Origin of the sequence: Streptomyces pactum, from assembly GCF_016031615.1 — a bacterium.
Lineage (GTDB): Bacteria > Actinomycetota > Actinomycetes > Streptomycetales > Streptomycetaceae > Streptomyces > Streptomyces pactus.
In genome coordinates this window covers 1,050,805-1,077,227 of the sequence record NZ_JACYXC010000001.1, presented here as the reverse complement: position 1 = coordinate 1,077,227, position 26,423 = coordinate 1,050,805, and the positions used below count along the sequence as shown (strand labels likewise).

Below are 26,423 nucleotides of genomic sequence, written 5' to 3'. Positions count from 1 at the left end.
AGCCCTCCGGCGCCACCGCCACCCCGCCGCCGGCCCGTGCCGCCGCCGTCCCCGCCCCCGGACGCCCACGCCGCCGACTATCCGGTGGACTGCGGCCCGGTGCCGCTCGGCGTGGTCCAGGCCGCCTCCGGCGACCTGACCGGCGACGGGCGGCCCGAGACGGTCGCGCTGGTGCGCTGCCGGTCCGGCAGCGGTACCCCGCCCAGCGGCATCTACGTCCTCTCCCCGGGCGACCGGAAGGGGGACCCGCCCCGGGTCACGGCCACCTTCCTGGACCCCAAGGAACGGATGGGCGTGACCGGATTCGCGGTGCGCGGCACCACGGTCTCCGCCACCCTCCTCGGCTACTCGTCGCTCGACGTGCCGCGCTGCTGTCCCGACCTGCAGCGGAAGGTCAACTGGCGGTGGCGGGACGGCAAGTTCGTGCTGACCGCGCTGCGCCCGGCCAACAGCGTCTGACGGGACCCCCGGGGCGCCGCGCCGGCCGGCCCCGTGCGGGCCGGTCCGGCACCGTGCCCGGGGCGCCGCACCGCCGTCCGGGATCCACCGGATCGCGCGGCCGGCCCGGCGCGGTCCGCGGATGCCGGACCCCGGGCGGCCGGCGCCGCGCGCGGGACCGTGCCCGGATGCCTGTGGCGCGTGCGGGGCCGGAGCGGGCGGGCCCCCGAGGCCCCTGGGATCACCGGACCGGACCACACGGGAGGCCGGGCGCACCCGGAGCGCTCCGGCGGCACCCGGCCGCGTCCACCCGCCGCCGCGGCGCGCGACGCCCCCGCGCCCGCCGTACGCCCGGCGGCCACCGGTCCGCCCGCGGCGTCGCCCGCCCGGCGGCGCCGGGCGGTCACACCGGGGCGGCGGCCGTCACGGAGCGTCCGGGCCGTACACCTCGACGTGGTCCGCCACCCGCCGGACGTGGATGCACTCGCCCGGGCACTCCCGGGCGGAGTCCACCACGTCGGCCAGCAGAGGCAGCGGCACCGGGGTGGTGGCACCCTTGTCCTGGAGCAGTTCGTCGTCCGGGCTCTTCACATAGGCCAGCCCGTCGATGTCCAGCTCGAAGACCTCGGGCGCGTACTGCGCGCAGATGCCGTCCCCGGTGCACAGGTCCTGGTCGATCCACACCTCCAGGGCGGGGCCGTCGGCGGCGTCCGCGGTGATCACGGAGTCTTCCCTCTGCATGGTCATCTGGCGTGCCGCTCCCTGGGTACTTCCTGCGAGGCCGACTAAATGGAGCCAGCTGTGACGGGTGTTGACCGTCCCGACGATACAACCGGTCGCTTTCCGATGTTGTTGGGTGGGTATTCACCTCGCGTGAGGACGTACGCAAGGGTGAAGATCGGACACACTCCGTTCGGGTTTGTGATCTAGGGGTTTCAACCTGCACCTGCCCAGGTAGGGTCAGGAAGCGTCCAGCTCCCTTTGGAGGAGGTGAGGACCGTGGCAGCCCACGACGACGACATCAACCGCGGCATCCGGCCGGGGCGGGGGTCCGAGGACCCAGCCGGCCAGGTTGCCTACCTAGAGCAGGAGATCGCCGTCCTGCGACGTAAGCTCGCCGACTCTCCGCGGCACACGAGGATTCTCGAAGAGCGGATCGTCGAGCTGCAGACCAACCTGGCGGGCGTGTCCGCGCAGAACGAGCGGCTCGCCGGCACCCTCCGTGAGGCCCGCGACCAGATCGTGGCCCTCAAGGAAGAGGTGGACCGGCTGGCGCAGCCGCCGGCCGGGTTCGGGGTGTTCCTGCAGGCGAACGAGGACGGTACGGCCGACATCTTCACCGGAGGCCGGAAACTCCGGGTGAACGTCAGCCCCAGTGTCGAGCTCGACGAGCTCAAGCGTGGCCAGGAGGTCATGCTCAACGAGGCGCTCAACGTGGTCGAGGCCATGGAGTTCGAGCGCGCCGGGGACATCGTCACCCTCAAGGAGATCCTTGAGGACGGCGAGCGCGCCCTGGTGATCGGGCACACCGACGAGGAGCGGGTGGTACGGCTCGCCGAGCCGCTGCTGAACACCACCATCCGCCCCGGCGACGCCCTGCTGCTCGAACCCCGCTCCGGCTACGTCTTCGAGGTCGTGCCCAAGAGCGAGGTCGAGGAACTGGTCCTCGAAGAGGTCCCGGACATCGACTACACCAAGATCGGCGGTCTGGGGAACCAGATCGAGCTGATCCGCGACGCGGTCGAGCTCCCGTACCTCTACCCGGACCTGTTCAAGGAGCACGAACTGCGGCCGCCGAAGGGCGTGCTGCTGTACGGCCCGCCCGGCTGCGGCAAGACGCTGATCGCCAAGGCGGTCGCCAACTCCCTTGCCAAGAAGGTCGCCGAGGTCACCGGGAAGCCCGCGGGGAAGAGCTTCTTCCTCAACATCAAGGGCCCCGAGCTGCTCAACAAGTACGTCGGTGAGACCGAGCGGCACATCCGGCTGGTCTTCCAGCGGGCCCGGGAGAAGGCGAGCGAGGGCACGCCCGTCATCGTCTTCTTCGACGAGATGGACTCCCTCTTCCGCACCCGCGGCTCCGGGGTCAGCTCGGACGTGGAGAACACCATCGTCCCGCAGCTGCTCTCCGAGATCGACGGTGTGGAGGGCCTGGAGAACGTCATCGTGATCGGCGCCTCCAACCGCGAGGACATGATCGACCCGGCGATCCTGCGCCCCGGCCGCCTCGATGTGAAGATCAAGATCGAGCGTCCGGACGCGGAGGCCGCCAAGGACATCTTCTCGAAGTACCTGACCGATACCCTGCCCATCCACGCGGACGACCTCGCCGAGCACGGCGGGTCCCCGAAGGCCGCCGTGGCAGGCATGATCCAGTCGGTCGTCGAGCAGATGTACGCCGAGTCCGAGGAGAACCGGTTCCTTGAGGTGACCTACGCCAACGGCGACAAGGAAGTCCTCTACTTCAAGGACTTCAACTCCGGCGCGATGATCCAGAACATCGTCGACCGGGCCAAGAAGATGGCGATCAAGGCCTACCTCGACCACAACCAGAAGGGCCTGCGGGTCGCCCACCTGCTCGCCGCCTGCGTGGACGAGTTCAAGGAGAACGAGGACCTGCCCAACACCACCAACCCGGACGACTGGGCCCGCATCTCCGGAAAGAAGGGCGAGCGGATCGTCTTCATCCGCACCCTGGTCACCGGGAAGCAGGGCGCGGACACCGGGCGCTCCATCGACACGGTGGCGAACACCGGTCAGTACCTGTAAGGCCGACTCCGGCTGCGGATGTCCTGCGGGTCCCCCCGCCCACGGGCGGGGGGCGGGGCAACCGCAGCCGGACGCGTATTTCTGCACAGGCGCGCGCATGTCTGCACGGATGAACCGGACCGGAGCAATGACCGCAATGATCTCCCACCCGCCGCGTCGCCGCTCTAGGCTCTGCGGTACCGCCGCCACACGCCGGGGGAGGTCGGGGACGGCCGTATCCGGCCGGCAGGCGCAGCGGGACTTGAGCGCCGGCCCCACCGGGGGCCGGAGCCGGGCAAGGAGGGCCGCATGACCGTACGGCGCGTGATGGGTATCGAGACCGAGTACGGGATCTCCGTCCCCGGTCACCCGAACGCCAATGCCATGCTCACCTCGTCCCAGGTCGTCAACGCCTACGCGGCGGCGATGCACCGGGCGCGCCGCGCCCGCTGGGACTTCGAGGAGGAGAATCCGCTGCGGGACGCCCGCGGCTTCGACCTCGCACGGGAAGCGGCCGACTCCAGCCAGCTCACCGACGAGGACATCGGCCTGGCCAACGTCATCCTCACCAACGGCGCCCGGCTCTACGTGGACCACGCCCATCCGGAGTACTCGGCCCCCGAGGTCACCAACCCGCGGGACGCGGTGCTCTGGGACAAGGCCGGCGAGCGGATCATGGCGGAGGCGGCGTTGCGTGCCGCCGAGCTGCCCGGGGCCCAGCCCATCCACCTCTACAAGAACAACACCGACAACAAGGGCGCCTCCTACGGGACGCACGAGAACTACCTGATGAAGCGGGAGACCCCCTTCTCGGACATCGTGCGCCACCTGACGCCCTTCTTCGTCTCCCGTCAGGTGGTCACCGGCGCGGGCCGGGTGGGCATCGGCCAGGACGGCCACGAGCACGGCTTCCAGATCAGCCAGCGGGCCGACTACTTCGAGGTGGAGGTCGGGCTGGAGACCACCCTCAAGCGGCCGATCATCAACACCAGGGACGAGCCGCACGCCGACGCGGAGAAGTACCGGCGGCTCCACGTGATCATCGGCGACGCCAACCTGTCGGAGATCTCCACCTACCTCAAGCTGGGCACCACCGCGCTGGTGCTGTCGATGATCGAGGACGGCTTCATCGCCGTGGACCTCGCCGTCGACCAGCCGGTCCGGACCCTGCACCAGGTCTCCCACGACCCGACCCTGCGGCAGCTGGTCACGCTCCGCAACGGCCGGACCCTCACCGCGGTGCAGCTCCAGATGGAGTACTGCGAGCTGGCGCGCAAGTACGTCGAGAACCGTTTCGGCGCGGACGCCGACGAGCAGACCCGCGATGTGCTGGCCCGCTGGGAGGACGTGCTGGGCCGGCTGGAGAACGACCCGATGAGCCTCGCCGGAGAGCTGGACTGGGTGGCCAAGCGGGAGCTGATGGAGGGCTACCGGCGGCGTGACGGCCTGGACTGGGACGCCGCCCGGCTCCACCTGGTGGACCTCCAGTACGCCGACGTACGGCCCGAGAAGGGCCTGTACAACCGGCTGGTGGAGCGGGGCCGGATGCAGCGGCTGGTCACCGAGGAGGACGTGCTGCGGGCCCGTACGCAGCCGCCGGAGGACACCCGGGCCTACTTCCGGGGGCGCTGCCTGGACCAGTACGCGGACGACGTGGCCGCCGCCTCCTGGGACTCGGTGATCTTCGATCTGCCGGGCCGTGACTCGCTGCAGCGGGTGCCCACGCTGGAGCCGCTGCGCGGCACCCGCAACCACGTCAAAAAGCTGCTGGACCGCTGCCGCACCGCGGAAGACCTGGTCCGGTTGTTGTCGGGGGGCTGAAAACACCTCCCGCAGGGAATCATGAAGATGGCCCGCGCGCGTTGAGGTAAGTGCGGAGCCTATGTCGGACCCGGCTTGTAGGGTCTGATCACAAGAGGCCGAATCAAGCTGACGACCGAATCGAGCTGGGCGAACCGAGCGGGGTGAGGGAGATGGCGACCAAGGACACCGGCGGCGGACAGCAGAAGGCGACGCGCTCCACCGAGGAGGTGGAGGAGCAGGCGCAGGACGCGCAGGCTGCCGAGGACCTCAAGGAGCGGCAGGAGAAGCTGTCCGACGACGTGGATTCCATGCTGGACGAGATCGACGACGTCCTGGAGGAGAACGCCGAGGACTTCGTCCGGAGCTTCGTGCAGAAGGGCGGCGAGTAAGGAGCGACCGGCCGGACGGCCCGTGTGCCGTCCGGCCGGGTTCCGCCGGGGCCGCCCGCCGCGGCGGACCGGCGGGGCGCGGCCGGTGCCCGTGGCGTGCCGGGGGGATGCGGCACCCGGTCACCCGGCCGGTAGGGTGCGGTCGATGATCCGCTCCACCCGGCCACGGTGGCCCGGCGCGGGTCGAGGACACCGCCGAGCTGCTCCGCGGGAGCAGCGCACCAACTGGGAGGGAACGCGTGGAAGCCGATATTCGCACCACCGGGCGGCTGCCTGCCGCCTACCTCACACCGGGCTCGTCCTCGTTCGTGGACTTCCTCGGCCGGCACGCCCCGGAGCTGCTGCCCGGTGGCCGCACGCTGCCGCCGGTGCGCGGCGCGGTGGAGGCCCCGCACGGCACCACCATCGTGGCGGCCGGCTTCCCCCGCGGAGTGGTGCTCGCCGGTGACCGGCGGGCCACCATGGGCAACGCCATCGCCCACCGAGAGGTGGAGAAGGTCTTCCCGGCCGACGAGTACTCCGCGGTGGGCATCGCCGGCACAGCCGGGCTCGCGGTGGAGATGGTCAAGCTCTTCCAGCTGGAGCTGGAGCACTACGAGAAGGTGGAGGGCGTCCAGCTCTCCCTGGAGGGCAAGGCCAACCGGCTCTCCACCATGATCCGCGGCAGCCTGGGCATGGCCATGCAGGGCCTCGCCGTGGTGCCGATCTTCGCCGGCTGGGACGTGGACCGCGGCGTCGGCCGTATCTTCTCCTACGACGTGACCGGCGGCCGGTTCGAGGAGCAGGGCTTCGCGGCGGTCGGTTCCGGGTCGGTCTTCGCCCGGGGCTCCCTGAAGAAGCTCCACCGTCCGGACCTCACCGAGCGGCAGGCGGTCACCGCCGTCGTCCAGGCCCTGTACGACGCGGCCGACGACGACTCGGCCACCGGTGGCCCGGACCTGACCCGCCGGATCTACCCGATCGTCACGGTCATCGGCGACGACGGTTTCCGGCGGCTCACCGAGGCCGAGGTCTCCGACATCGCCCGGGCCGTCCACGACCAGCGGCTCCAGCTGCCCGACGGCCCCCGGGCCGCACCGCTCTGAGGCGACAGGAGGCCGATCGGGATGCATTCGCCAGTGACAGTGACAGAAAGGGACGGATAGCCGGTGACGACGCCGTTCTATGTATCGCCTCAGCAGGCCATGGCCGACCGCGCCGAGTACGCCCGGAAGGGCATCGCGCGCGGCCGCAGCGTGGTGGTGCTGCAGTACGCCGACGGCATCGTGTTCGTCGCGGAGAACCCGTCCCGTGCGCTGCACAAGGTCAGCGAGATCTACGACCGCATCGCCTTCGCCGCGGTCGGCAAGTACAACGAGTTCGAGAACCTCCGCATCGGCGGCGTCCGCTACGCCGACCTGCGGGGATACACCTACGACCGCGGCGACGTGACCGCCCGCGGGCTGGCCAACGTGTACGCGCAGACCCTGGGTACCATCTTCTCCAGCGCCGCGGAGAAGCCCTACGAGGTCGAGCTGATCGTCGCCGAGGTCGGTGACGGGCCCGAGGACGACCAGATCTACCGGCTGCCGCACGACGGTTCCATCGTGGACGAGCACGGCTCGGTGGCGGTGGGCGGCAACGCCGACCAGATCAGCAGCTACCTCGACCAGCGCCACCGGGAGGGCATGACCCTCGCCGAGGCGCTGAAGCTGGCGGTGGAGTCGCTGACCCGGGACACCGGCGGCGGCGAGCGCAGCCTCACGGCGGAGCAGCTGGAGGTCGCCACCCTCGACCGCACCCGCCCGCAGCAGCGCAAGTTCAAGCGGATCCTCGGCCGGCAGCTGGCCCGGCTGCTGGAGCCGGACGCCGCCGAGACGCCGGACACCGCCGGGGACGGCGCGGACTCCGGGCCGGACACCCCGGAGCCCGGCTCGTCCGGCTCCGGCAAGGACAGCCCGGACGCCGGCGAGTAACCGGCCACCGGGGGCACCGGACCGCTGCGGGAGCCCGGCAGGCATCACGCCTGCCGGGCTCCCGCGCGTCCGGGGCGGGCCGGACACGGCGGGCGCCCCCGCCGTGCGGCGCCCGCCGTGGAGCCGGGGCCCCGGCCGGGGGTCCCGGGCCGGGCCTCAGGCCGCCGGACCGCCGGCCGGCCCGGGCGGCGCGGTCGAGCCCCGTACCACCAGCTCCACGGCCAGCTCGTCGCCGTCCGCCCGGCGGCCCTCCAGCACGGCGAGCAGCGCCGCCATCCCGCGCGCCCCCACCTCCTCGGCCGGCAGCCGTACGGTGGTCAGCTCCGGTTCGAGTGCGGAGGCCAGCGCCAGGTCGTCGAACCCGGTCACCGAGACGTCGTCCGGCACCCGCAGCCCCAGCCGGCGGGCCGCCTTGCAGGCCCCGGCGGCCAGGATGTCGTCGTCGCAGACCAGGGCGGTGGGCGGCGTCCCCGGCGCGGAGAGCGCGCGCTCCGCGGCCCGGCGCCCCTCGTCCACCTCCAGAGCGGCACGCTCGGTGCGGATCACCGTGCCGGGTACCGCCGCGAACACCTCGGCCAGCGCCCGGGCGCGGACCCGGAACGTCCAGGAGTCCACGTCCGCGGCCAGATGGGTGACCCGGCGGTGGCCGAGGGCGAGCAGATGGCGGGCGACCTCGCGCATCCCGCCGGCGATGTCGGGGTTCACCGTGGCGTGGGCGGTGCCGTCCGACGGGTCGCTGTCCAGCATCACCAGCGGCAGACCGCCGCCCCGGACCCCGGCCAGCGCCCCCGCGGCCATCGAGGAGGCGATGATCCCGTCCAGGGAGGCCCGCGCCGAGTCGAACGGGTCCCGGGCCGGACCGACCCCCTCCGGGGACGGGTAGAGCACCACCCCGAACCCGTGCTCGGCGGCGACCCGGGCCGCCCCGGTGTACACCCGGGCGAAGAACTCCGTGGTCAGCGCCGGCACGACGAGCAGCACCGTCCGGGTCCGGCCCAGCCGCAGGTTACGGGCGGCCAGGTTGGGCCGGTAGCCCAGTTCACCGGCGGCGGCCCGGACCGCGTCGGCGGTCCGCTCCGAGACCCGGCCGCGCCACTTCCCGCCCAGCACCAGGGAGACGGTGGCCTGGGAGACCCCGGCGGCGCGGGCCACGTCCTTGCTGGTCACCCGGGTGGTGCCGAGCGGTGCGGAGGGCCCGGGCGGCGCCGGGCGCCCGGCCGTCGCGGCCCGCGCCGCGCGCGCCCCCACCCGCCGGTCGACCGCCGGAGCCGTGCCCCGGGACCGGTCCGCCGCGGCCCGGCCCGGACCGGCGGCTCCCGGCCGGGGCGCCTCGCCCACCGGAGGTGTCCCGGGCGGCGGCGCCTCCTCCGCACGGGGGCGACGGGGCGCCGCACCGTCCGCCCGCGGCGACCCGTCGCCGGCCGGCGCCGCCGGTGTCCCGCCCCCCGGGTGCGCGGACGGCGCTCCCTCTCCCGGGTGCGCGGGTGGTGCCTCCGCCCCGGGGGGTACGGACGGGTTGCTGTCCCCGTGGTGGGCGGGTGGTGCCTCGTTCTCCGGGTGCGCATGCTGCGCTCCGTCCCCGGAGCGTGCCGTGGCCGCCGCGGTCCCTCCGTCACCCGCCCCGCGCGTCCGGGCCGCCGGCTGTCCGGCGGGCGACGGCGCCGGGGGCCCGGAGCCCTCCGCCGGGGCCCGCCGGGCATCCCCGCGAGCCGGCCGCGGCGTCGTCCGCGCGGGCCCCGCCCCGTGGCGCTCCCGCTCCCCGCCGCTCACCATGCGCTGCGCTCCCCGCCTCCGGTCGCGGGCGCCGTACCGGTGGACCCGCGGTGAGCTGCCATGGTACGTATGACACTCGACGTTATACGTAAAACCTCGGCCTGCCCGGGGGAGAGGAGCGGGCCGATGGCCACCGGCTACGGAGATCTGCTGCGCACCCGGTACGCGGCGCGGCTGCTGGTCGGCACCCTCGTCGGCCGGCTGCCGAACGCCACCGCCGCGCTCGCCGTGGTGCTCTTCGTCCGCGCCGAGGGCGGCAGTTACGCGCTGGCCGGCGGGCTCTCGGCGGTCTACGGGGTGGGCAACGCGATCGGCCAGCCGCTGCTGGGCCGGGCGGTCGACCGCTTCGGCCAGCCGCGGGTGATGCTGCCCGCCGCCGTCCTCTCCGCGCTGGGCATGGTGCTGTTCGCGCTGACCGGCATCGGGTCGCTGCCCCTCGCCTACGCCGCCATGCTGATCGCCGGTGGCTTCACCCCGCCGCTGGAGGGCGGTCTGCGGGCGCTGTGGCCCGGGGTGCTGGGGCGCCAGGACCGGGTCCACGCCGCCTACGCGCTGGACGCGGTCGCCCAGGAGGTGATGTTCTCGGTCGGCCCGCTGCTGGTCACCCTGCTGGTCGCGGCCCGGTCCGAGAGCGCCGCCCTGCTGATCGTCAACGTGCTGGGGGTCGCCGGCGCGCTGTCGGTGGTGCTGTCGCCGCCGTCCCGCCGGTGGCGCTCGGCGCCGCGCGAGGCGCACTGGCTCGGCGCGCTCCGCTCGCCCGGGCTGCTGGTGCTGCTCGCCTCGTTCCTCTTCATCGGCATCGCGCTGGGGTCCATCGCGGTCACCGCGGTCGCCTACGCCGACCGGCACGGCGGCGGCATGGTCTCCAGCTATCTGCTCTCCGCGCTCGGGGCCGGGGCGCTGATCGGCGGTGTGGTCTACGGCGCCCGCCCGTGGGCGGGACCGGCCGAGGTGCGGCTGCGGCTGCTGGTGGCGGCCCTGGCGGTGGGGTACCTGCCGCTGACCCTGGTCCCCGGGGTGCCCGGCATGACCGCCCTGGCGCTGCTCTCCGGGGTGTTCCTCGCCCCGGCGCTGGCCTGCGCGTTCGTGGTGATCGACCACCACGCCCCGCGCGGCACCGTCACCGAGGCGTTCTCCTGGCTGGTCACCACCTTCGTGGTGGGCAACGCGGCCGGCACCGCCGTCGCCGGGCCGGTCATCGAGGGCGGTGACGTGGCGGCCGGGTTCGCGGTGCCGGGCGCGGCCGGCGCGGTCGCCCTGGCCGTGCTGCTGGCCGCCCGCCGCTTCCTCGCCCCGGCGGACCGGCCCCCCGCCGCCCCGGCACCCGGTGACGTCCCGGCGGACCGGCCGTCCGGGACCCCGGCATCCGGTGACGTCCCGGCGGAAAATGATCGAAACGGTGCCGTCGAACCCGGTTTCAGAACAGGCGGTCAGGCGTAATGTTCAGTCATGGACCGCCGCATTTTCGGGCTGGAGAACGAGTACGGCGTCACATGCACGTTCAGGGGACAGCGCCGACTGTCTCCTGACGAAGTGGCGCGGTACCTCTTCCGCCGTGTCGTTTCCTGGGGCCGCAGCAGCAATGTGTTCCTGCGCAACGGCGCTCGCCTCTATCTGGACGTGGGATCGCACCCCGAATACGCAACTCCCGAGTGCGACAACGTGACCGAGCTGGTCACCCACGACAAGGCCGGTGAGCGCATCCTCGAAGGTCTCCTCGTCGATGCCGAGAAACGTCTGCACGAGGAAGGCATCGCGGGCGATGTCTACCTCTTCAAGAACAACACCGACTCGGCCGGGAACTCCTACGGCTGCCACGAGAACTACCTGGTGGCCCGGCACGGGGAGTTCTCCCGGCTGGCGGACATCCTGATCCCCTTCCTGGTGACCCGGCAGCTGATCTGCGGGGCGGGCAAGGTGCTCCAGACCCCGCGCGGCGCCGTGTACTGCGTCAGTCAGCGCGCCGAGCACATCTGGGAGGGCGTCAGCTCCGCCACCACCCGCTCCCGGCCGATCATCAACACCCGCGACGAGCCGCACGCCGACGCCGAGCGCTACCGCAGGCTCCACGTCATCGTCGGCGACTCCAACATGTCCGAGACGACCATGCTGCTCAAGGTCGGCGCCACCGACCTGGTGCTCCGCATGATCGAGGCGGGCACCGTGATGCGCGACCTCACCCTGGAGAACCCGATCCGGGCGATCCGCGAGGTCAGCCACGACACCACCGGGCAGCGCAAGGTGCGGCTGGCCAGCGGGCGGGAGGCGTCCGCCCTGGAGGTGCAGCAGGAGTACTACGAAAAGGCGGTGGATTTCTGCGAGCGCCGCGGAATCCGCACCGGAACCGTGGAGCGCGTGCTGGAACTGTGGGGCCGCGCCCTGGAAGCCGTCCGCACCCAGAACCTCGATCTCATCGACACCGAGATCGACTGGGTCATGAAATACAAGCTGATCGAGCGGTACCGCGCGAAGCACAACATCACCATGTCGCATCCGCGGATCGCCCAGATAGACCTGGCCTACCACGACATCCATCGCCGCCGCGGGCTGTATTACCTGCTGGAGAAGCGCGGACAGGCGGCACGCGTCTGCCACGACGTGAAGATCTTCGAGGGCAAGTCGGTGCCGCCGCAGACCACCCGGGCCCGGCTGCGCGGCGATTTCATCCGCCGGGCCCAGGAGCAGCGCCGGGACTTCACCGTCGACTGGGTGCACCTGAAGCTCAACGACCAGGCACAGCGCACCGTGCTGTGCAAGGACCCGTTCCGGTCGGTGGACGACCGGGTGGAGAAGCTCATCGCCGGCATGTGAGGCGCCGCGGGCGCCGCAAGGGCCCCCCGGGGGCGGCGCCGGCGGACCGCCCGGGGGCCCGCCGGCCGCGCCCCGGGCGGTGCGCCACCGCACACGGGCCCCGTACGTTCCTCGTACGGGGCCCGTGCCACGTCGTAGAGTGGCGCGCATTGCCCCCGCAGGACCTACCGAACGAGGATCTCCGTGCGCCGACGCTCCGTACTCCTTGCCGTGCCCGCCGGTCTGCTCGCGCTCGCGGGTTGCGGCGACGACAAATCCGGCTCCGAGAAGGGAGACAAGGCGTCGCCCTCCGAGCCCACCGGCCAGACCCCCTCGGCCCCGCCCACCGGCAAGATCGTGGACGGACCGCTGCCCGAGCTGACCGGCGGCACCAAGTTCGGCGAGAAGCCGAAGGTCGCCAAGGGCCCGGGGGAGCCGTCCGCCGATCTCGCCGTCAAGACGCTGATCGCCGGCCGCGGTGTCACCGTCGCCAAGGGTGACTACCTCCAGGTCAACTACCTCGGCCAGATCTGGAAGACCGCGAAGGTCTTCGACAACTCCTACGACCAGGGCAAGCCCGCGATCTTCCAGATCGGCACCGGGCAGGTCATCCCCGGCTGGGACCAGGGCCTGGTCGGCCGGAAGGCCGGCAGCCGGGTGCAGCTGGCCATCCCGCCGGAGCTGGGGTACGGCAAGCAGGGCCAGCCGCAGGCCGGCATCAAGGGGGACGACACCATGGTCTTCGTGGTGGACGTCATCGACACCTTCGGCGCCACCGCCTCGGCCCAGGGCGACAAGGTCGCCCAGGACAACATCGACCTGCCGAAGGTCGGCGACAACACCGACGGCAAGGCGCCGTCCATCACAGTCCCCAAGACCGACGCGCCGAAGAAGCTGGTGTCGAACTACGTCATCGAGGGCGACGGCGCCGAGGTCAAGGAGAGCGACTCGGTCCTGGTGCAGTACAAGGGCGTGCTCTGGGACGGCGGCAAGGAGTTCGACTCCAGCTACTCCCGCAAGCAGCTCGCCCAGTTCTCCCTCCAGCAGGTCGTCAAGGGCTGGTCGCAGGGGCTCACCGGCAAGAAGGTCGGCAGCCGGGTGCTGGTCGTCGTCCCGCCGGACCTGGGCTACGGCAAGCAGGAGCAGCAGGGCATCCCGGCCAACTCCACCCTGGTCTTCTCCGTGGACATCCTCGCGGCCCTGTAAGGGCACCGCCGCGGCTCTGCAAGACTGTGCGGGTTGCCCACAACGTGACAGGAGCAATTTTCGTGAGCATCGACAAGCCTGAGATCGACTTCCCGGGTGGCGAGCCGCCGGCCGGCCTTGAGATCAAGGACATCTGGGAAGGCGACGGCGCGGTGGCCAAGGCCGGGGACAAGGTCTCCGTGCACTACGTCGGCGTCTCCTTCAGCACCGGCGAGGAGTTCGACGCCAGCTGGAACCGGGGCGGCCCGCTCCAGTTCACCCTCGGCGTCGGCCAGGTCATCCCGGGCTGGGACCAGGGTGTCCAGGGCATGAAGGTCGGCGGCCGTCGCCAGCTGATCATCCCGCCGCACCTGGCCTACGGGGACCGCGGCGCCGGCGACAAGATCAAGCCGGGCGAGACCCTGATCTTCGTCTGCGACCTGGTCGCCGTCTGACGCGGCCGGTGACCGGTGCCGAGGGCCCCCGCCGACCGGCGGGGGCCCTCGGCTTTCACCTTCCGTCCCCGGAGCGGTACGGTCACCGTCGAGGAAACGCATGTGGGTGACGCAGAGAGGGCGAGAGGCGCGTCGATGGCGATTGCCAAGGCCGAGCGGTTGATGAACCTGGCGCTGTGCCTGCTGGGGACGCGGCGTCCGCTCACCAAGCGGGAGCTGCGGTCCTCGATCGAGGCCTACCTGGAAGCGGGGTCGGCGGGCGCGTCCGCCACGGCCGGCGCGTCCGGCTCCGGGGCCGCCGCCACGGCCGCCCGGGACGAGGCCTTCAACCGCATGTTCGAGCGGGACAAGGAGGACCTGCGCGAACTCGGCCTGGTCATCGAGACGGTGGAGGGCTTCGACGGCGAGACCGGTTACCTGGCCCGCCGGGACAGCAACCGCCTGCCGCCCATCACCTTCGATGCCGAGGAGGCCGCCGCCCTCAGCCTGGCCGCCAAGGTCTGGCAGCAGGCCCGGCTGGCCGGCGCGGCGAGCGGGGCGCTGCAGAAGCTGCGCGCCGCCGGGATGCCGCTCACCGAGGAGCCGTACGGCGCCCAGCCCCCCGGCGCCCTGGAACCGCGCATCCCCGCCCACGAGGCGGCGTTCGAACCGCTGATGCTGGCCTGCCGCGACCGCCGCCCGGTGGTGTTCGACTACCGCAAGTCCAGCGCCGCCCAGCCCGAGCGCCGCCAGGTCGAGCCCTGGATCCTGGAGTGCTGGCGCGGCCACTGGTACCTGGCCGGCTGGGACCGCGACCGCCGCGCCGAGCGGGTCTTCCGCCTCTCCCGCATCGTCGGCAAGGTGCGCTCCCGGGCCGGCGCGTTCACCGCCGAGGTCCCCGACCACGTCACCGTCCGCGAGACGGTGGAGCGCTGGGCCGGCGAGACCGCCACCGGTACCGCCCGGATCCGGCTGCGGGCCGGCCACGGATACCCGCTGCGGGCCCGGGCCCTGACCACCCGTCCGGTGGACGACGGCTGGGACGAGCTGGAGATCCCGTACGGTCACGGGCTGGACGCCGGGCTGGCGGAACTGGGCCACGACGTACTCGTACTGGAACCCGCCGAACTGCGGGCCGATGTGATCGACCGGTTGCGCGCCGTCGCAGGCGGCTGAGCGAGGGAACGGACCGACTGCCATGGCCGGCAATGCCATTGACCAGACCCGCAGGATGCTCTCCCTGGTCACCTATCTGCGCGAACGCCCCGGTGCCCGCGTCAGCGACGTGGCCCGCGCCTTCGGTATCACCGAGGACGAACTCATCGCCGACCTCGACGTGCTGCCGATGTGCGGCACCAGCTTCCGCGGCGGCGACCTGCTGGACATCGACACCGACGGCGAGCACATCTGGTGGCACAACCCCGACGCCACCGGCACCAGCGCCGGCGAGCCGCTGCGGCTGGCCGCCGACGAGGCCACCGCGCTGCTGGTCGCCGCCCGCGCCGTCGCCACCCTGCCCGGTCTGCGCGAGGGCGACCGGGACGCGCTGCTGCGCGCCACCGCCAAGCTGGAGGCGGCGGCCGGCGAGGCGGCCGGGGCCAGCTCCCGGCTGTCGGTGATCTTCGAGTCCGAGGGCGGCGTCTTCGCCGACGTCGACCGCGCCATCGCGGAGCGCCGGCGGCTGTGGATCCGCTACTACTCCCCGGCCCGCGACGAGCTGACCGAGCGGGAGATCGACCCGATCCGGCTCTTCGCCGTGGGCCACACCTACGTGGAGGCCTGGTGCCGGCGCACCGAGGCGCGGCGGACCTTCCGGCTGGACCGGGTGGCGGAGATCAAGCTGCTGGACGAGCCCTCCGACCCGCCGCCCATCGAGCTGCGGGACCTGGCCGACCTCTCCGCCGGCCTGGTGCAGACCGCCGCCGAGGACCCCGAGGTGATCATCGAGGTCGGGCCGGGCGGACGCTGGGTGGCCGAGTACTACCCGTACGAGGGCGCCGAGGAGCTGCCCGACGGCGGCCTGCGCATCACCCTGCGCACCTCCGACCCCGGATCGCTGCGCCGGCTGGCGCTGCGCCTGGGCCGGGACGGTCGGATCGTCTCCCCGCCGGAGCTGGCGGAGAGCGCGCGGGACGCGGCGCGGCAGGCGCTCGCGGCGTACGGCGAGTGAAGGGAGCGTCGGACGTGACCGCCGGGACCGACCCCGCAGACACCCAGACCGTGGTGTTCAAGGCCGGCTGCCCGGAGTGCCGGGGGCGGTTCGAGCTGACCGCGCCGGCGCTGCGGCTGGTGATAGGGGGCAGCGACCGCACCACGTTCTACTCCTTCACCTGCCCCGACTGCCGGGCCGCGGTCCGCAAGCCGGCCGGTGAGCGCATCGTGGAGCTGCTCACCGGGGGCGGCGTCAGCACCCTGCGGCTGCACTCCACGGTCTGACCCCGGCGCCCGGCCGGCGAGCCGGGCCGGTGGGCGGCCCCGGCTCCGGCCCGGAAGGGGCCTCGCCCCCGGCCTCCTGCCCGGCCCGTCGGTGGTGCCGCCCCCAGTGACCTGCCCGGCCCGTCGGTGGTCCCGCGCCCGGGCCGGCCCCCAGGGCCGTCGCCACCGCCGCTCGTACCGCCACCACCCGCACCGCCATCACCGCAACCGGCGCCGCCACCGCCGGGGCGCGGGCCGGTGGCCGGGCCCCGCGAAACGCCGGGGGCGCACCGGTGGCGGGCCGGCCGGCCACCCGCACCCGGTGGCCCGGGCACCGCCACCCGACCGCGCGGGCCCGGCACCCCGGTGGCCCGATAGGCTCGCCCCATGCTCTGGCCGATGCTCGCTATCGCTCTCGCCTTCTGCGGAATCGCCGTCCTCGGGGTGCTCGCCGTGCGGGTCTTCGTCGAGGTGCGGCGGCTGTCCCGGCAGATCGCGGAGAGCTCGCACCGGATCAACCGGGCCGTGGCCGACCTTGAACGGGCGGCCGGACCGCTGGCCACGCAGGTGGACTCGGTCCTCCACCGGGACTGACCCGCCGGGCCGCACCGGCGCCCACCCCTCGCGGAGGACCCAGTCGGGCCGCACCGGCACCCTCGTCCCTCGGCGGAACCCGCCGGTGCGACCCGCGGGAGCCGCCCGCGCCGTGACCGGCGAGGCCGCCCGCCGGACCGGCACGGCACTCCGGCGAAGGGTGGCGCACGGCCGCGCACCCTGATGTGGAGGCGGTGCCGGGAGGTAGGCTTCGGAACGCAGTGCCGGCGGCCGCCGGACCCCGCAACCAGGCGTATGCACGGGGATTGCCGTGCGTTCACCGCTGCGGGTTACGATCGCTGACAGCACTGGCACGCCCGTCCGATCCACACGGCAGGCAGTAGGTACGCCGCCCCGGCGAGAAGGTAGTAGCACATGAACCTGAGGCCCACCGAGATCATTCTGATCCTCGTCGTCATCCTGCTGCTCTTCGGTGCCAAGAAGCTCCCGGACATGGCCCGCTCGCTCGGCAAGTCGGCCCGCATCCTCAAGAGCGAGGCCAAGGCCATGAAGAAGGACGACGAGGCCGCGGCGGGCGCACCGCCGGCCGAGCCGGTCCAGGAAGCCCCGAAGACCATCCAGGCCGCGCCCGGCGACGTGACCAGCTCGCGCCCGGTCACCGAGCCGAACCGCACCACCAAGAGCTGACGCAGGCCCTTAAGAGCCGCCGCACCGACGCTGACCCAGGCGCGTCGGCGTCGGCCTTCGCACGAGACGAGGACGTGGGTTGCTCAAGTCTGCCCGCAAGCAGAAGAAGGACCCCGAGGGGCGGATGCCGCTCGCGGAGCATCTGCGTGAGCTGCGCAACCGGCTGCTGAAGTCGGTCCTGGCCATCGGCGTGGTGACCGTCTTCGGGCTGATCTACTACAAGCAGATCGCCGAGTTCATCACCGGTCCGGTGATCGACGCCGTCGGCTGTCCCGAGGGGCAGACGGTCGGCCAGCAGCACAGCGAGCCCTGCGCGCAGATCACCGCCAACGGACTGCTGGCACCCTTCACGATCATGCTCAAGGTCGCCCTGGCGACCGGCGTGGTCGTCGCCAGCCCGGTCTGGCTCTACCAGCTCTGGGCCTTCCTCGCACCCGGGCTGCACGGCCACGAGAAGAAGTACGCCCTGAGCTTCGTGGCCGCCGGCGTACCGCTCTTCCTCGGCGGCGCGTACCTCGCCTACGCCATCCTGCCCACCTCGGCCGGAGCGCTGGTCGGGCTCACCCCCGAGGGGTGGGACAACCTCTTCCCGGCCGACGAGTTCCTGGACATCGTCACCCGGCTGGTGATCGTCTTCGGTCTCGCCTTCGAGCTGCCGCTGCTGCTGGTGCTGCTCAACCTGGGCGGCGTCATCACCGGCAAGCGGATGCTGGGCTGGTGGCGGTTCATGGTGGTCGGCATCACGGTCTTCGCCGCCGTGGCCACCCCCACCGGCGACCCGCTGACCATGTCGGTGCTGGCCGCGCCGATCGTGGTGCTGTACTTCGCGGCCACCGGCGTCAGCCTCCTCAACGACCGGCGCCGCCGCAACAACAACCCGGACGCCGGTCTGAGCGACGACGAGGCGTCCCCGCTGGACCTCACGCCCGAGCGCATCGACGGCGTCGAGCCGGTCTCCGCCTCCCGCGCGCTGCCCGAGCAGCAGGGCGGCCGGTCCGACCGCACCGACCCGGTCCGGCGCAACGGCTACGACGACATCACCTGAGCCCGGCCCGGGCCGCGGGGCGGCGGTCCGGGCTTCGCGGCGTCCAGCGCCGGAGCGGACCGCCCGGTGCGCCACCCCCGCCGCGGCCGGGCGGAACATCTCCTTCCGTACGTCGGCCCCGGTCGGGGTGATCACCGTGCCCGGGGGGACCGGATAAGGTCCGGCCGTGACCTGCGACCTCACTCTCTTCGTCAACCCCACGGCGGGCCGGGGACGCGGCGCCCGTGCCGCCCAGCCGGCCGCCCGGGTGCTGCGGGCCGCCGGTTTCGGCGTCCGTACCGTGCTCGGTCTCGACGCCGACGACGCGCTGCGCCGGGCGCGTGCCGCGGTGGCCCAGGGCACCGGGGCGCTGATCGTGGTCGGCGGCGACGGGATGACCTCGCTCGCCCTGCAGGCGGTCGCGGGCACCGGCACCCCGCTGGGTGTGGTCGCGGTCGGCACCGGCAACGACTTCGCCCGGGCGGCCGGGCTGCCGGTGCGCGATCCGGCCGCCGCCGCCCACCGCATCGTCGAGGCGCTGAAGGGGGAGGGCGCCCGGGAGGTGGACCTGGGCCGGGCCGGCGACACCTGGTTCGGCACCGTACTGGCCGCCGGTTTCGACTCCCGGGTCAACGACCGGGGCAACCGGATGCGCCGGCCGACCGGACGCCTCCGCTACGACCTGGCGATCGTCGCCGAGCTGGCCGCGTTCCGCACCACCCCGTTCCGGGTGCGGTTCGACGACGGACCGGAGCAGCTGATCGACGCCACCCTGATCGCGGTCGGCAACACCGGCTCCTACGGCGGCGGCATGCGGATCTGCGCGGGGGCCCGCTACGACGACGGGGTGTTCGACGTCACCGTCGTCGGCAGGTGCAGCAGGACCACCCTGCTGAGGGTCTTCCCGCGGGTGTACCGGGGGACGCATCTGAGCCACCCGGCGGTCACCGTGCACCGGGTCCGCAGCCTCACCCTGGCCGCCGACGGGATCACCGGGTACGCCGACGGGGAGGCGGTGGGGCCGCTGCCGCTGACCGTCCGTACCGTGCCGGGCGCGCTGCGGCTGCTCGGCGCCGCCTGACCCCTCCGATCCGGCAGGCCGGCGGTCACCACCGGCCCGGCTTCGGGCGCGCGGCAGCCTCGGCCCGCCGGGGCGCCGCGCCGGACGCCCCCCGTCGGTCACCGGCACCGTTCCGGCGTCCGGCCCGGCACCGTTCCGGGGCTCGGGAGCCCGGCCCCGCCGCGCGGCCGGCCGCCCCGCGGCCGACCCCGATCCCGGCCGGGCCGTCCCCGACCAGGGCGGCCGGCGACCGGGGCTGCCCGCGATCCGGGCCGCCCCGGCCGGGCCCGCCGGCGGCCCGGTCGCGCCGGTGCACCCCCGGCGGGGGCCGGTGCACGATAAAGATCGTGCGTTGTCGGAGGCGGCCGGTAGGCTCGTAGACAAGATGAGCGACGAGCTGACACCCGCCGAGCGGTACGCCGCGGCCCGCCGCAGGGCCGCCGAGCAGGCCACCGCGCTGGCCCCCTTCCGCGACATGTACGACTTCCAGCTGGACCCGTTCCAGGTGGAGGCGTGCCAGGCCCTCGAAGCCGGCAAGGGCGTGCTGGTCGCCGCCCCCACCGGTTCGGGCAAGACCATCGTGGGCGAGTTCGCCGTCCACCTGGCGCTCGCCCAGGGCCGCAAGTGCTTCTACACCACGCCGATCAAGGCACTCTCCAACCAGAAGTACACCGACCTCGTCAAGCGGTACGGCGCGGACCGGGTCGGTCTGCTCACCGGTGACAACAGCATCAACTCCGACGCCCCGGTGGTCGTGATGACCACCGAGGTGCTGCGGAACATGCTGTACGCCGGCTCGGAGGCGCTGCGCGGCCTGGGCTACGTGGTGATGGACGAGGTCCACTACCTCTCCGACCGCTTCCGGGGCGCGGTCTGGGAAGAGGTGATCATCCACCTGCCCGAGTCGGTGACCCTGGTGTCGCTCTCCGCGACCGTCTCCAACGCCGAGGAGTTCGGCGACTGGCTGGACACCGTGCGCGGCGACACCGAGGTGATCGTCTCCGAGCACCGCCCGGTGCCGCTGTGGCAGCACGTCCTGGTCGGCCGCCGGATGTACGACCTGTTCGAGGAGAAGAGCCAGGACGGCGGCCAGGGCACCGCCGCCCGCCGCGAGGTCAACCCCGACCTGGTCCGGCTGGCCCGCATGGAGAACACCCGCCCCACCTTCGGCCGCGACAAGCGCCGCGGGCGCAACGGGATGCGGGAGGCCGACCGGGAGCGCGAGCGCCGCCAGCGCGGCCGGATCTGGACGCCGAGCCGGCCGGAGGTCATCGACCGGCTGGACGCCGAGGGGCTGCTGCCGGCCATCACCTTCATCTTCAGCCGCGCGGGCTGCGAGGCCGCCGTCCAGCAGTGCCTCTACGCGGGGCTGCGGCTCAACGACGAGGCCGCGCGCGCCCGGGTGCGCACCCTGGTCGAGCAGCGCACCGCCGGCATCCCCGACGAGGACCTGCACGTCCTGGGGTACTTCGAGTGGCTGGAGGGCCTGGAGCGCGGCATCGCCGCCCACCACGCCGGCATGCTGCCGACCTTCAAGGAGGTCGTCGAGGAGCTGTTCGTCCAGGGCCTGGTCAAGGCGGTGTTCGCCACCGAGACCCTCGCCCTGGGCATCAACATGCCCGCCCGCTCGGTGGTGCTGGAGAAGCTCGTCAAGTGGAACGGCGAACAGCACGCCGACATCACCCCCGGTGAGTACACTCAGCTCACCGGCCGGGCGGGCCGGCGCGGCATCGACGTCGAGGGCCACGCGGTGGTGCTCTGGCAGCGGACCACGGACCCGACCGCGCTGGCCGGCCTGGCCGGCACCCGCACCTATCCGCTGCGCTCCTCCTTCAAGCCGTCGTACAACATGGCGGTCAACCTGGTCGCCCAGTTCGGCCGGCACCGCTCCCGTGAACTGCTGGAGACCTCCTTCGCCCAGTTCCAGGCGGACCGCGCGGTGGTCGGCATCTCCCGGCAGGTGCAGCGGAACGAGGAGGGCCTGGCCGGCTACCGCGCCTCCATGACCTGCCACCTCGGCGACTTCGACGAGTACGCGGCGCTGCGCCGCCGGCTGAAGGACCGGGAGACGGAGCTGGCCAAGCAGGGCGCCGCGCAGCGGCGGGCGGCGGCGATGGCCGCGCTGGAGAAGCTCCGGCCCGGCGACGTCATCCACGTGCCCACCGGCAAGTACGCCGGGCTCGCCCTGGTGCTCGACCCCGGGCTGGCGGCCGGCCGGACCGGCGGCCACCGCGGCTACGAGGCCCACGACGGGCCGCGCCCGCTGGTGCTCACCGCCGAGCGGCAGGTCAAGCGGCTGGCCACGATGGACTTCCCGGTCCCGGTGGAGCCGCTGGAGCGGATGCGCGTGCCCAAGACGTTCAACCCGCGCAGTCCCCAGTCCCGCCGCGACCTGGCCTCCGCGCTGCGCACCAAGGCCGGCCACCACGATGTGCGCAGGCACCGCCGGGACCGGTCGGCCGCCGCGGACGACACCGAGATCGCGAGCCTGCGCGCCGCGATACGCGCGCACCCCTGCCACGGCTGCGCAGACCGGGAGGACCACGCCCGGTGGGCCGAGCGCTACCACCGGCTGCTGCGCGACACCCGGCAGCTGGAGCGGCGCATCGAGGGACGCACCAACACCATCGCGCGCACCTTCGACCGGATCTGCGCGCTCCTGACCGAGCTGGACTATCTGCGGGAGGAGCAGGTCACCGACGACGGGCGGCGGCTCGCCCGGCTCTACGGCGAACTCGACCTGCTCGCCAGCGAGTGCCTGCGCGAAGGCGTCTGGGAGGGGCTGAAGCCGGCCGAGCTGGCCGCCTGCGCGTCGGCGCTGGTGTACGAGGCGCGCACCGCCGACGACGCGCTGCCGCCGAAGCTGCCCACCGGTGCCGCCAAGGAGGCGCTGGGGGAGATGGTGCGGATCTGGGGCCGGCTGGACGCGCTGGAGGAGGACCACCGCATCAGCCAGACCGAGGGCGTCGGACAGCGCGAACCGGACCTGGGCTTCGCCTGGGCCGCGTACCGCTGGGCCTCCGGGCACGGACTGGACGATGTGCTGCGGGAAGTGGACATGCCCGCCGGCGACTTCGTCCGCTGGTGCAAGCAACTCATCGACGTCCTGGGACAGATCGCCCAGGCGGCCCCCGAGGGCGGCACCGTGGCGCGGAACGCGCGCCGGGCGGTGGACGGCCTGCGGCGCGGGGTGGTCGCGTACTCCTCGGTGGGTTGATCCGGCCGGTGCCCCCTGCCCGCCCGCCGGGGCGGCCGTCGGTGCCGGGGCTGCCGTCCCGCCCGCCTCGGCACCGACGGCCGGCCGGGCGGGGTGCGCCGCTGCGCCACGGGCGCCGGCGGGCGTCCGCCGCCGCCCGGGCCCCCCGGCGGGTGGCCGGCGCGCCGGGGTGTCCGGCGGGTACGGCGTGCCGGCCACGGGACCGCCGGCGGCCGGATGACGCACGGCCGCGGATACCGATGACCGGCCCCGGCCTGTGGCGGAGCGACGGTGGGCGGCCGGCGAGGCCGTCGGCCCGGTCCGCGACGGGAGGTACGGCCGCGGCTACCGCCGGTGCCCCGGTACGCCGCGCGGCGCCTGCGACGCACCGTCCCCGCATGGGGCCCCGGCGGGGAACGGCCGGGACGGCCCGCCGCCCGGCGGTCGTGGGCCGGGCGCGGGCCGCGCCGGAAGAAGCGGCGGGCCGCGTCGGAAGAAGCGGCGAGCCGCGTCGGGAGAGGGCGGAGGGCCGGCCGTCGCGGACCGCCGGGGCGGCCGGTGCGGGAGGTCAGGCGGCGGCCGGGGCGCTCCGCTCCTGCTCCGCCTCCACCTGCGCGTTCCACTCCCGCTTCGAGGACTGCCAACCGTCCTCGTCGTGGCCGAGCCGCCAGTAACCGGAGATCGACAGGTCCTCGCGCGGGACGCCGCGGTCGAGCCGCAGGTACCGGCGCAGCTCCTTGACCATGCCCGCCTCGCCGTGCACGAAGGCGTGCACCCGTCCGGCCGGGAGCTCCAGCTCGCGGACCGCCGCCACCAGGGTGCGGCCGGCCGGTGCGGTGCCCCGGTGCAGCCACCGCAGCCGCACCCCTGGGCCCACGGCGAGCGGCTGCTCCTCGCTCGCGTCCGCGACCTCGATCAGGGCCTCGACCGTGGCGTCCGCCGGCATCCGCTCCAGGGTGGCGGCGATGGCGGGCAGCGCGCTCTCGTCGCCGGCCAGCAGGTGCCAGTCGGCCTCCGGGTCCGGGGCGTAGGCGCCGCCAGGGCCCAGCATCCGGATCTCGTCCCCGGGCCGGGCCGCCGCCGCCCACGGCCCGGCCAGCCCGGCGTCACCGTGCACCACGAAGTCCACCGTCAGCTCGCCCGCCCGCGGATCCCAGCGGCGCACCGTATAAGTGCGGGTCCGGGGCCACTGCTCGCGCGGAAGCTCCTCCCGGATGCGGGCGATGTCGAACGGCTCCGGGTAGCTGACGCCCTCCACGGGGAACAGCAGCTTGACGTAGTGATCGGTGAACTCGCCCGCCACGAATCCGGAGAGGCCCTCGCCCCCGAACACCAGCCGCACCATGTGCGGGCTCAGCCGTTCGCTGCGCAGCACGCGGGCGAGACGGGCCTGGGGCTTCTTGCGGGTCGGCCGGTCGGTCACGGCGCCTCCGTGATCAGAGAAGAGTTAGGTATACCTAACCTAACAGGTTCACCGGCGGAGTGTGGTGAGGAGACGCTGCAATGATCCGCCCAGTCCCCACCGCTCGGCCAGCGCGGCCAGCGCCTCGGGGTCGCGCGGGGCCCACGGCAGTGCCGGGTCCACCGGCGGCAGCGCCACGTCGGGGGCGACCGCGACCACCCGGGGCGCCACCGCCAGGTACGGGCGCGCCTCCAGGAGCCGGCGGCGCTGGGCCGGGGTGATCCGGGAGGCGCGGTCCTCGGCCGCCGCGATGATCCCGGCGAGGTCACCGTGGGCGGCCAGCAGCTTGGCGGCGGTCTTCTCGCCGATGCCCGGCACCCCCGGCAGCCCGTCGCTGGGGTCCCCGCGCAGCGTCGCCAGATCGGCGTACCCGCGGCCGTCCACCCCGTACTTCTCGCGGAGCACGGACTCGTCCACCACCTGCAGCGTGCCGACGCCCTTGACCGGGTACAGCACCCGGACCGCCCGGGCGTCGTCCACCAGCTGGTACAGGTCGCGGTCGCCGGTGACGATGTCCACCGGCCCGGTCGCCCGCGCGGTGAGGGTGCCGATGACGTCGTCCGCCTCGTACCCGGCGGCGCCCACCCGGGCGATGCCCACCGCGTCCAGCACCGCGTCGATCACCGGGACCTGCGGGGAGAGGGTGTCCGGCACCTCCTCCTCGTCGGGCACCCCGGCCGGGGTCGCTTCGGCGACCCGGTGGGCCTTGTAGGTGGGGATCAGCTCCACCCGCCACCCGGGGCGCCAGTCGAAGTCCATGCAGGCCACCAGGTCGTCCGGCCGGTGGTCCTGGACCAGGCGGGCGATGAAGTCGAGCAGCCCGCGCACGGCGTTCACCGGCGTGCCGTCCGGGGCCCGGACGGTGTCCGGCACCCCGAAGTAGGCCCGGAAGTACAAGGAGGCGGTGTCGAGGAGCATCAGGCGTCGCGTCACGCCCCGATCATGCCGCACCGCACCGACACGGCCGCTCCGCGACCCGGCGGGCCGGCTCCGCGACGGGCGGCGGTGCCCCGCGCGCGTGTCGGTCGGCCGCCCCGGTGGGCCGGGCCGGCGCACCGGGCCCGGCGGCCCGGCCGGTGGCGCACCGGCGGAAGGTCGGCCGCACCCGGCGGTACCGGCCCGGCGCACCGCCGACGGTACGGAAATGTGACCTGCGTCACCGAATGGTTTGCGCCAGGGGGGCCCGGGCAGACGCGCTCCCGGAGTGGGCCCCGGCCGGGTCGGGAAGCAGGACGCCAGACGACCCCCGGCACCGGGCTGTGGACGGATTCCGCATCCGCTCCACGACCTGCCGGCGGGGGTGGCGGGTCGTTTTTTGGTACGACCCGAGAGGTGTATGTGTCCAGGCTGAAAGCCGAGAGCCTGTACAAGGTGTTCGGCAGACGACCCGAAGAGGCCGTGCGGCGGCTGCGTGCCGGCGCCGAACGCGACGAGCTGCGCGAGGACGGTGTCACCGCCGCGGTGATCGACGCCTCGTTCACCGTCGAGGCGGGCCAGATATTCGTGGTCATGGGTCTGTCCGGATCCGGTAAGTCCACCCTCCTGCGCATGCTCAACGGCCTGCTGGAGCCAACCTCCGGCCGGGTGCTCTTCGACGGCCAGGACCTGACCGAGCTCACCCCGCGCGGTCTGCGCGAGGTGCGGTCGCGGAAGATCAGCATGGTCTTCCAGCACTTCGCGCTCTTCCCGCACCGCAGCGTGCTGGAGAACGCCGCCTACGGCCTGGAGGTGCAGGGCGTGCCCCGGGCCGAGCGGGAGACCCGCGCCGCCGAGGCCCTGGCCCTGGTGGGGCTCGCCGGCTGGGAGAAGTCCTGGCCCGACGAGCTGTCCGGCGGCATGCAGCAGCGGGTCGGTCTCGCCCGGGCGCTGGCCACCGACGCCGACCTGCTGCTGATGGACGAGTCGTTCAGCGCGCTCGACCCGCTGATCCGCCGCGACATGCAGGACCAGCTGCTGGAGCTGCAGAAGCGGCTGCGGAAGACCATCGTCTTCATCACCCACGACCTCAACGAGGCCATGCGGCTCGGCGACCAGATCGCCGTGATGCGGGACGGCCGGATCGTCCAGACCGGCTCGGCCGAGGACATCCTGGTCAGCCCCGCCAATGACTACGTGGCCTCCTTCACCCAGGACGTGGACCGCACCCGGGTGCTGACCGCGGGCGCGATCATGGCTGACCCGGACTCCGTGCTGGGCACCCGCGCCGACGACGGCACCCCGATCGCCGGTGCGGCGGACGTGATCGCGGCCGCCCCGGCCACGGTGCGCCCCGACACCCCCATCGCCGAGCTGTTCACCCCCTGCTCGCGCAGCGGTGTCGCGGTGGCCGTCACCGACGAGGCCGGGGAGCTGGTCGGTGTGGTCTCGCGCGCCCGGCTGCTCGCCGTGCTCGGCGAGGCCCCGGCGGACCCGGCCCCGGCCGCCGTCCCGGCCGCGGATGCCGCGGTGACCGCCGGTCGGAGTACGGCCGCCACCCCCGCGGCCACGGGGAGCGCCCCCGGGACCGCGACCG

The 26,423-nt window shown here is 73.6% G+C and carries 22 protein-coding genes and 1 pseudogene; 19 read left to right on the top strand and 4 right to left on the bottom strand.

Annotated elements, in window-relative coordinates:
* Positions 1-36: 36 nt before the first annotated feature.
* Entirely contained in the window at positions 37-459 is a 423-nt protein-coding gene (locus tag IHE55_RS04310) for a hypothetical protein (protein WP_232265448.1), read from the top strand.
* 402 nt (positions 460-861) lie between these two features.
* Here IHE55_RS04310 and IHE55_RS04305 read toward each other — a convergent pair whose 3' ends face one another.
* Positions 862-1,185: a ferredoxin gene (locus IHE55_RS04305; protein WP_197987798.1), complete on the bottom strand. Its 324-nt coding sequence runs from the start codon at positions 1,183-1,185 to the stop codon at positions 862-864.
* A gap of 252 nt (positions 1,186-1,437) precedes the next feature.
* On the opposite strand from IHE55_RS04305, the gene arc reads away from it, so the two are divergent.
* From arc to prcA, 5 genes are all read left to right on the top strand, one after another.
* Positions 1,438-3,204 carry a proteasome ATPase gene (gene arc / locus IHE55_RS04300; RefSeq protein WP_197987797.1) on the top strand — a complete coding sequence of 589 codons (1,767 nt, stop codon included), beginning with the start codon at positions 1,438-1,440 and terminating at the stop codon, positions 3,202-3,204.
* Between the two features lie 288 nt (positions 3,205-3,492).
* On the top strand, positions 3,493-5,004 hold the full coding sequence (dop, locus tag IHE55_RS04295) for a depupylase/deamidase Dop (protein WP_197987796.1): 1,512 nt from the start codon (positions 3,493-3,495) through the stop codon (positions 5,002-5,004).
* A gap of 152 nt (positions 5,005-5,156) precedes the next feature.
* Entirely contained in the window at positions 5,157-5,375 is a 219-nt protein-coding gene (locus IHE55_RS04290) for a ubiquitin-like protein Pup (RefSeq protein ID WP_197987795.1), read from the top strand.
* A gap of 239 nt (positions 5,376-5,614) precedes the next feature.
* On the top strand, positions 5,615-6,460 hold the full coding sequence (prcB, locus tag IHE55_RS04285) for a proteasome subunit beta (protein WP_197987794.1): 846 nt from the start codon (positions 5,615-5,617) through the stop codon (positions 6,458-6,460).
* 63 nt (positions 6,461-6,523) lie between these two features.
* Entirely contained in the window at positions 6,524-7,330 is an 807-nt protein-coding gene (prcA, locus tag IHE55_RS04280; protein ID WP_197987793.1) for a proteasome subunit alpha, read from the top strand.
* A gap of 156 nt (positions 7,331-7,486) precedes the next feature.
* Here the strand turns inward: prcA and IHE55_RS04275 are convergent, their stop codons facing one another.
* Positions 7,487-8,497, bottom strand: a complete 1,011-nt coding sequence (locus IHE55_RS04275) for a LacI family DNA-binding transcriptional regulator (protein ID WP_307826508.1) — start codon at positions 8,495-8,497, stop codon at positions 7,487-7,489.
* A gap of 732 nt (positions 8,498-9,229) precedes the next feature.
* Between IHE55_RS04275 and IHE55_RS04270 the strand changes: the two genes are divergently transcribed.
* The 12 genes from IHE55_RS04270 to IHE55_RS04215 all read left to right on the top strand — a co-directional run bounded on the left by IHE55_RS04270 (position 9,230) and on the right by IHE55_RS04215 (position 22,470).
* Entirely contained in the window at positions 9,230-10,543 is a 1,314-nt protein-coding gene (locus tag IHE55_RS04270; RefSeq protein WP_197987792.1) for an MFS transporter, read from the top strand.
* Between the two features lie 9 nt (positions 10,544-10,552).
* Positions 10,553-11,914: a Pup--protein ligase gene (pafA, locus tag IHE55_RS04265; RefSeq protein ID WP_197987791.1), complete on the top strand. Its 1,362-nt coding sequence runs from the start codon at positions 10,553-10,555 to the stop codon at positions 11,912-11,914.
* Between the two features lie 183 nt (positions 11,915-12,097).
* A complete protein-coding gene (locus IHE55_RS04260; RefSeq protein WP_197987790.1) occupies positions 12,098-13,099 on the top strand; it encodes an FKBP-type peptidyl-prolyl cis-trans isomerase in 1,002 nt (333 codons plus the stop codon).
* Between the two features lie 62 nt (positions 13,100-13,161).
* Entirely contained in the window at positions 13,162-13,533 is a 372-nt protein-coding gene (locus IHE55_RS04255; RefSeq protein ID WP_197987789.1) for an FKBP-type peptidyl-prolyl cis-trans isomerase, read from the top strand.
* A 135-nt stretch (positions 13,534-13,668) separates the two neighbouring features.
* On the top strand, positions 13,669-14,688 hold the full coding sequence (locus tag IHE55_RS04250; RefSeq protein WP_197987788.1) for a helix-turn-helix transcriptional regulator: 1,020 nt from the start codon (positions 13,669-13,671) through the stop codon (positions 14,686-14,688).
* A 22-nt stretch (positions 14,689-14,710) separates the two neighbouring features.
* Complete coding sequence (locus tag IHE55_RS04245) at positions 14,711-15,682, top strand: helix-turn-helix transcriptional regulator (protein WP_197987787.1); 972 nt, start codon at positions 14,711-14,713, stop codon at positions 15,680-15,682.
* Complete coding sequence (locus IHE55_RS04240) at positions 15,679-15,948, top strand: hypothetical protein (RefSeq protein WP_372442619.1); 270 nt, start codon at positions 15,679-15,681, stop codon at positions 15,946-15,948. Before IHE55_RS04245 ends, IHE55_RS04240 begins: the two co-directional genes overlap by 4 nt.
* A 366-nt stretch (positions 15,949-16,314) precedes the next feature.
* Positions 16,315-16,521 (top strand): hypothetical protein, encoded by a 207-nt coding sequence (locus IHE55_RS04235; RefSeq protein WP_197987786.1) that lies wholly within the window; start codon positions 16,315-16,317, stop codon positions 16,519-16,521.
* A gap of 375 nt (positions 16,522-16,896) precedes the next feature.
* Positions 16,897-17,169: a Sec-independent protein translocase subunit TatA gene (gene tatA, locus IHE55_RS04230; protein ID WP_197987785.1), complete on the top strand. Its 273-nt coding sequence runs from the start codon at positions 16,897-16,899 to the stop codon at positions 17,167-17,169.
* 79 nt (positions 17,170-17,248) lie between these two features.
* On the top strand, positions 17,249-18,214 hold the full coding sequence (gene tatC / locus IHE55_RS04225; protein ID WP_197987784.1) for a twin-arginine translocase subunit TatC: 966 nt from the start codon (positions 17,249-17,251) through the stop codon (positions 18,212-18,214).
* 166 nt (positions 18,215-18,380) lie between these two features.
* A complete protein-coding gene (locus tag IHE55_RS04220) occupies positions 18,381-19,274 on the top strand; it encodes a diacylglycerol kinase (protein ID WP_197987783.1) in 894 nt (297 codons plus the stop codon).
* Positions 19,275-19,638: 364 nt separating this feature from the next.
* The gene (locus tag IHE55_RS04215) at positions 19,639-22,470 is read left to right on the top strand and encodes a DEAD/DEAH box helicase (protein ID WP_197987782.1); all 2,832 of its coding nucleotides are present in this window, start codon (positions 19,639-19,641) and stop codon (positions 22,468-22,470) included.
* A gap of 547 nt (positions 22,471-23,017) precedes the next feature.
* Here IHE55_RS04215 and IHE55_RS04210 read toward each other — a convergent pair.
* Entirely contained in the window at positions 23,018-23,872 is an 855-nt protein-coding gene (locus IHE55_RS04210) for a siderophore-interacting protein (RefSeq protein WP_197987781.1), read from the bottom strand.
* Between the two features lie 48 nt (positions 23,873-23,920).
* On the bottom strand, positions 23,921-24,829 hold the full coding sequence (locus IHE55_RS04205; protein ID WP_197991776.1) for a 5'-3' exonuclease: 909 nt from the start codon (positions 24,827-24,829) through the stop codon (positions 23,921-23,923).
* 420 nt (positions 24,830-25,249) lie between these two features.
* On the opposite strand from IHE55_RS04205, the pseudogene IHE55_RS04200 reads away from it, so the two are divergent.
* A pseudogene (locus IHE55_RS04200) lies at positions 25,250-26,353 on the top strand (quaternary amine ABC transporter ATP-binding protein); the annotation flags it as partial.
* Between the last annotated feature and the right edge of the window lie 70 nt (positions 26,354-26,423).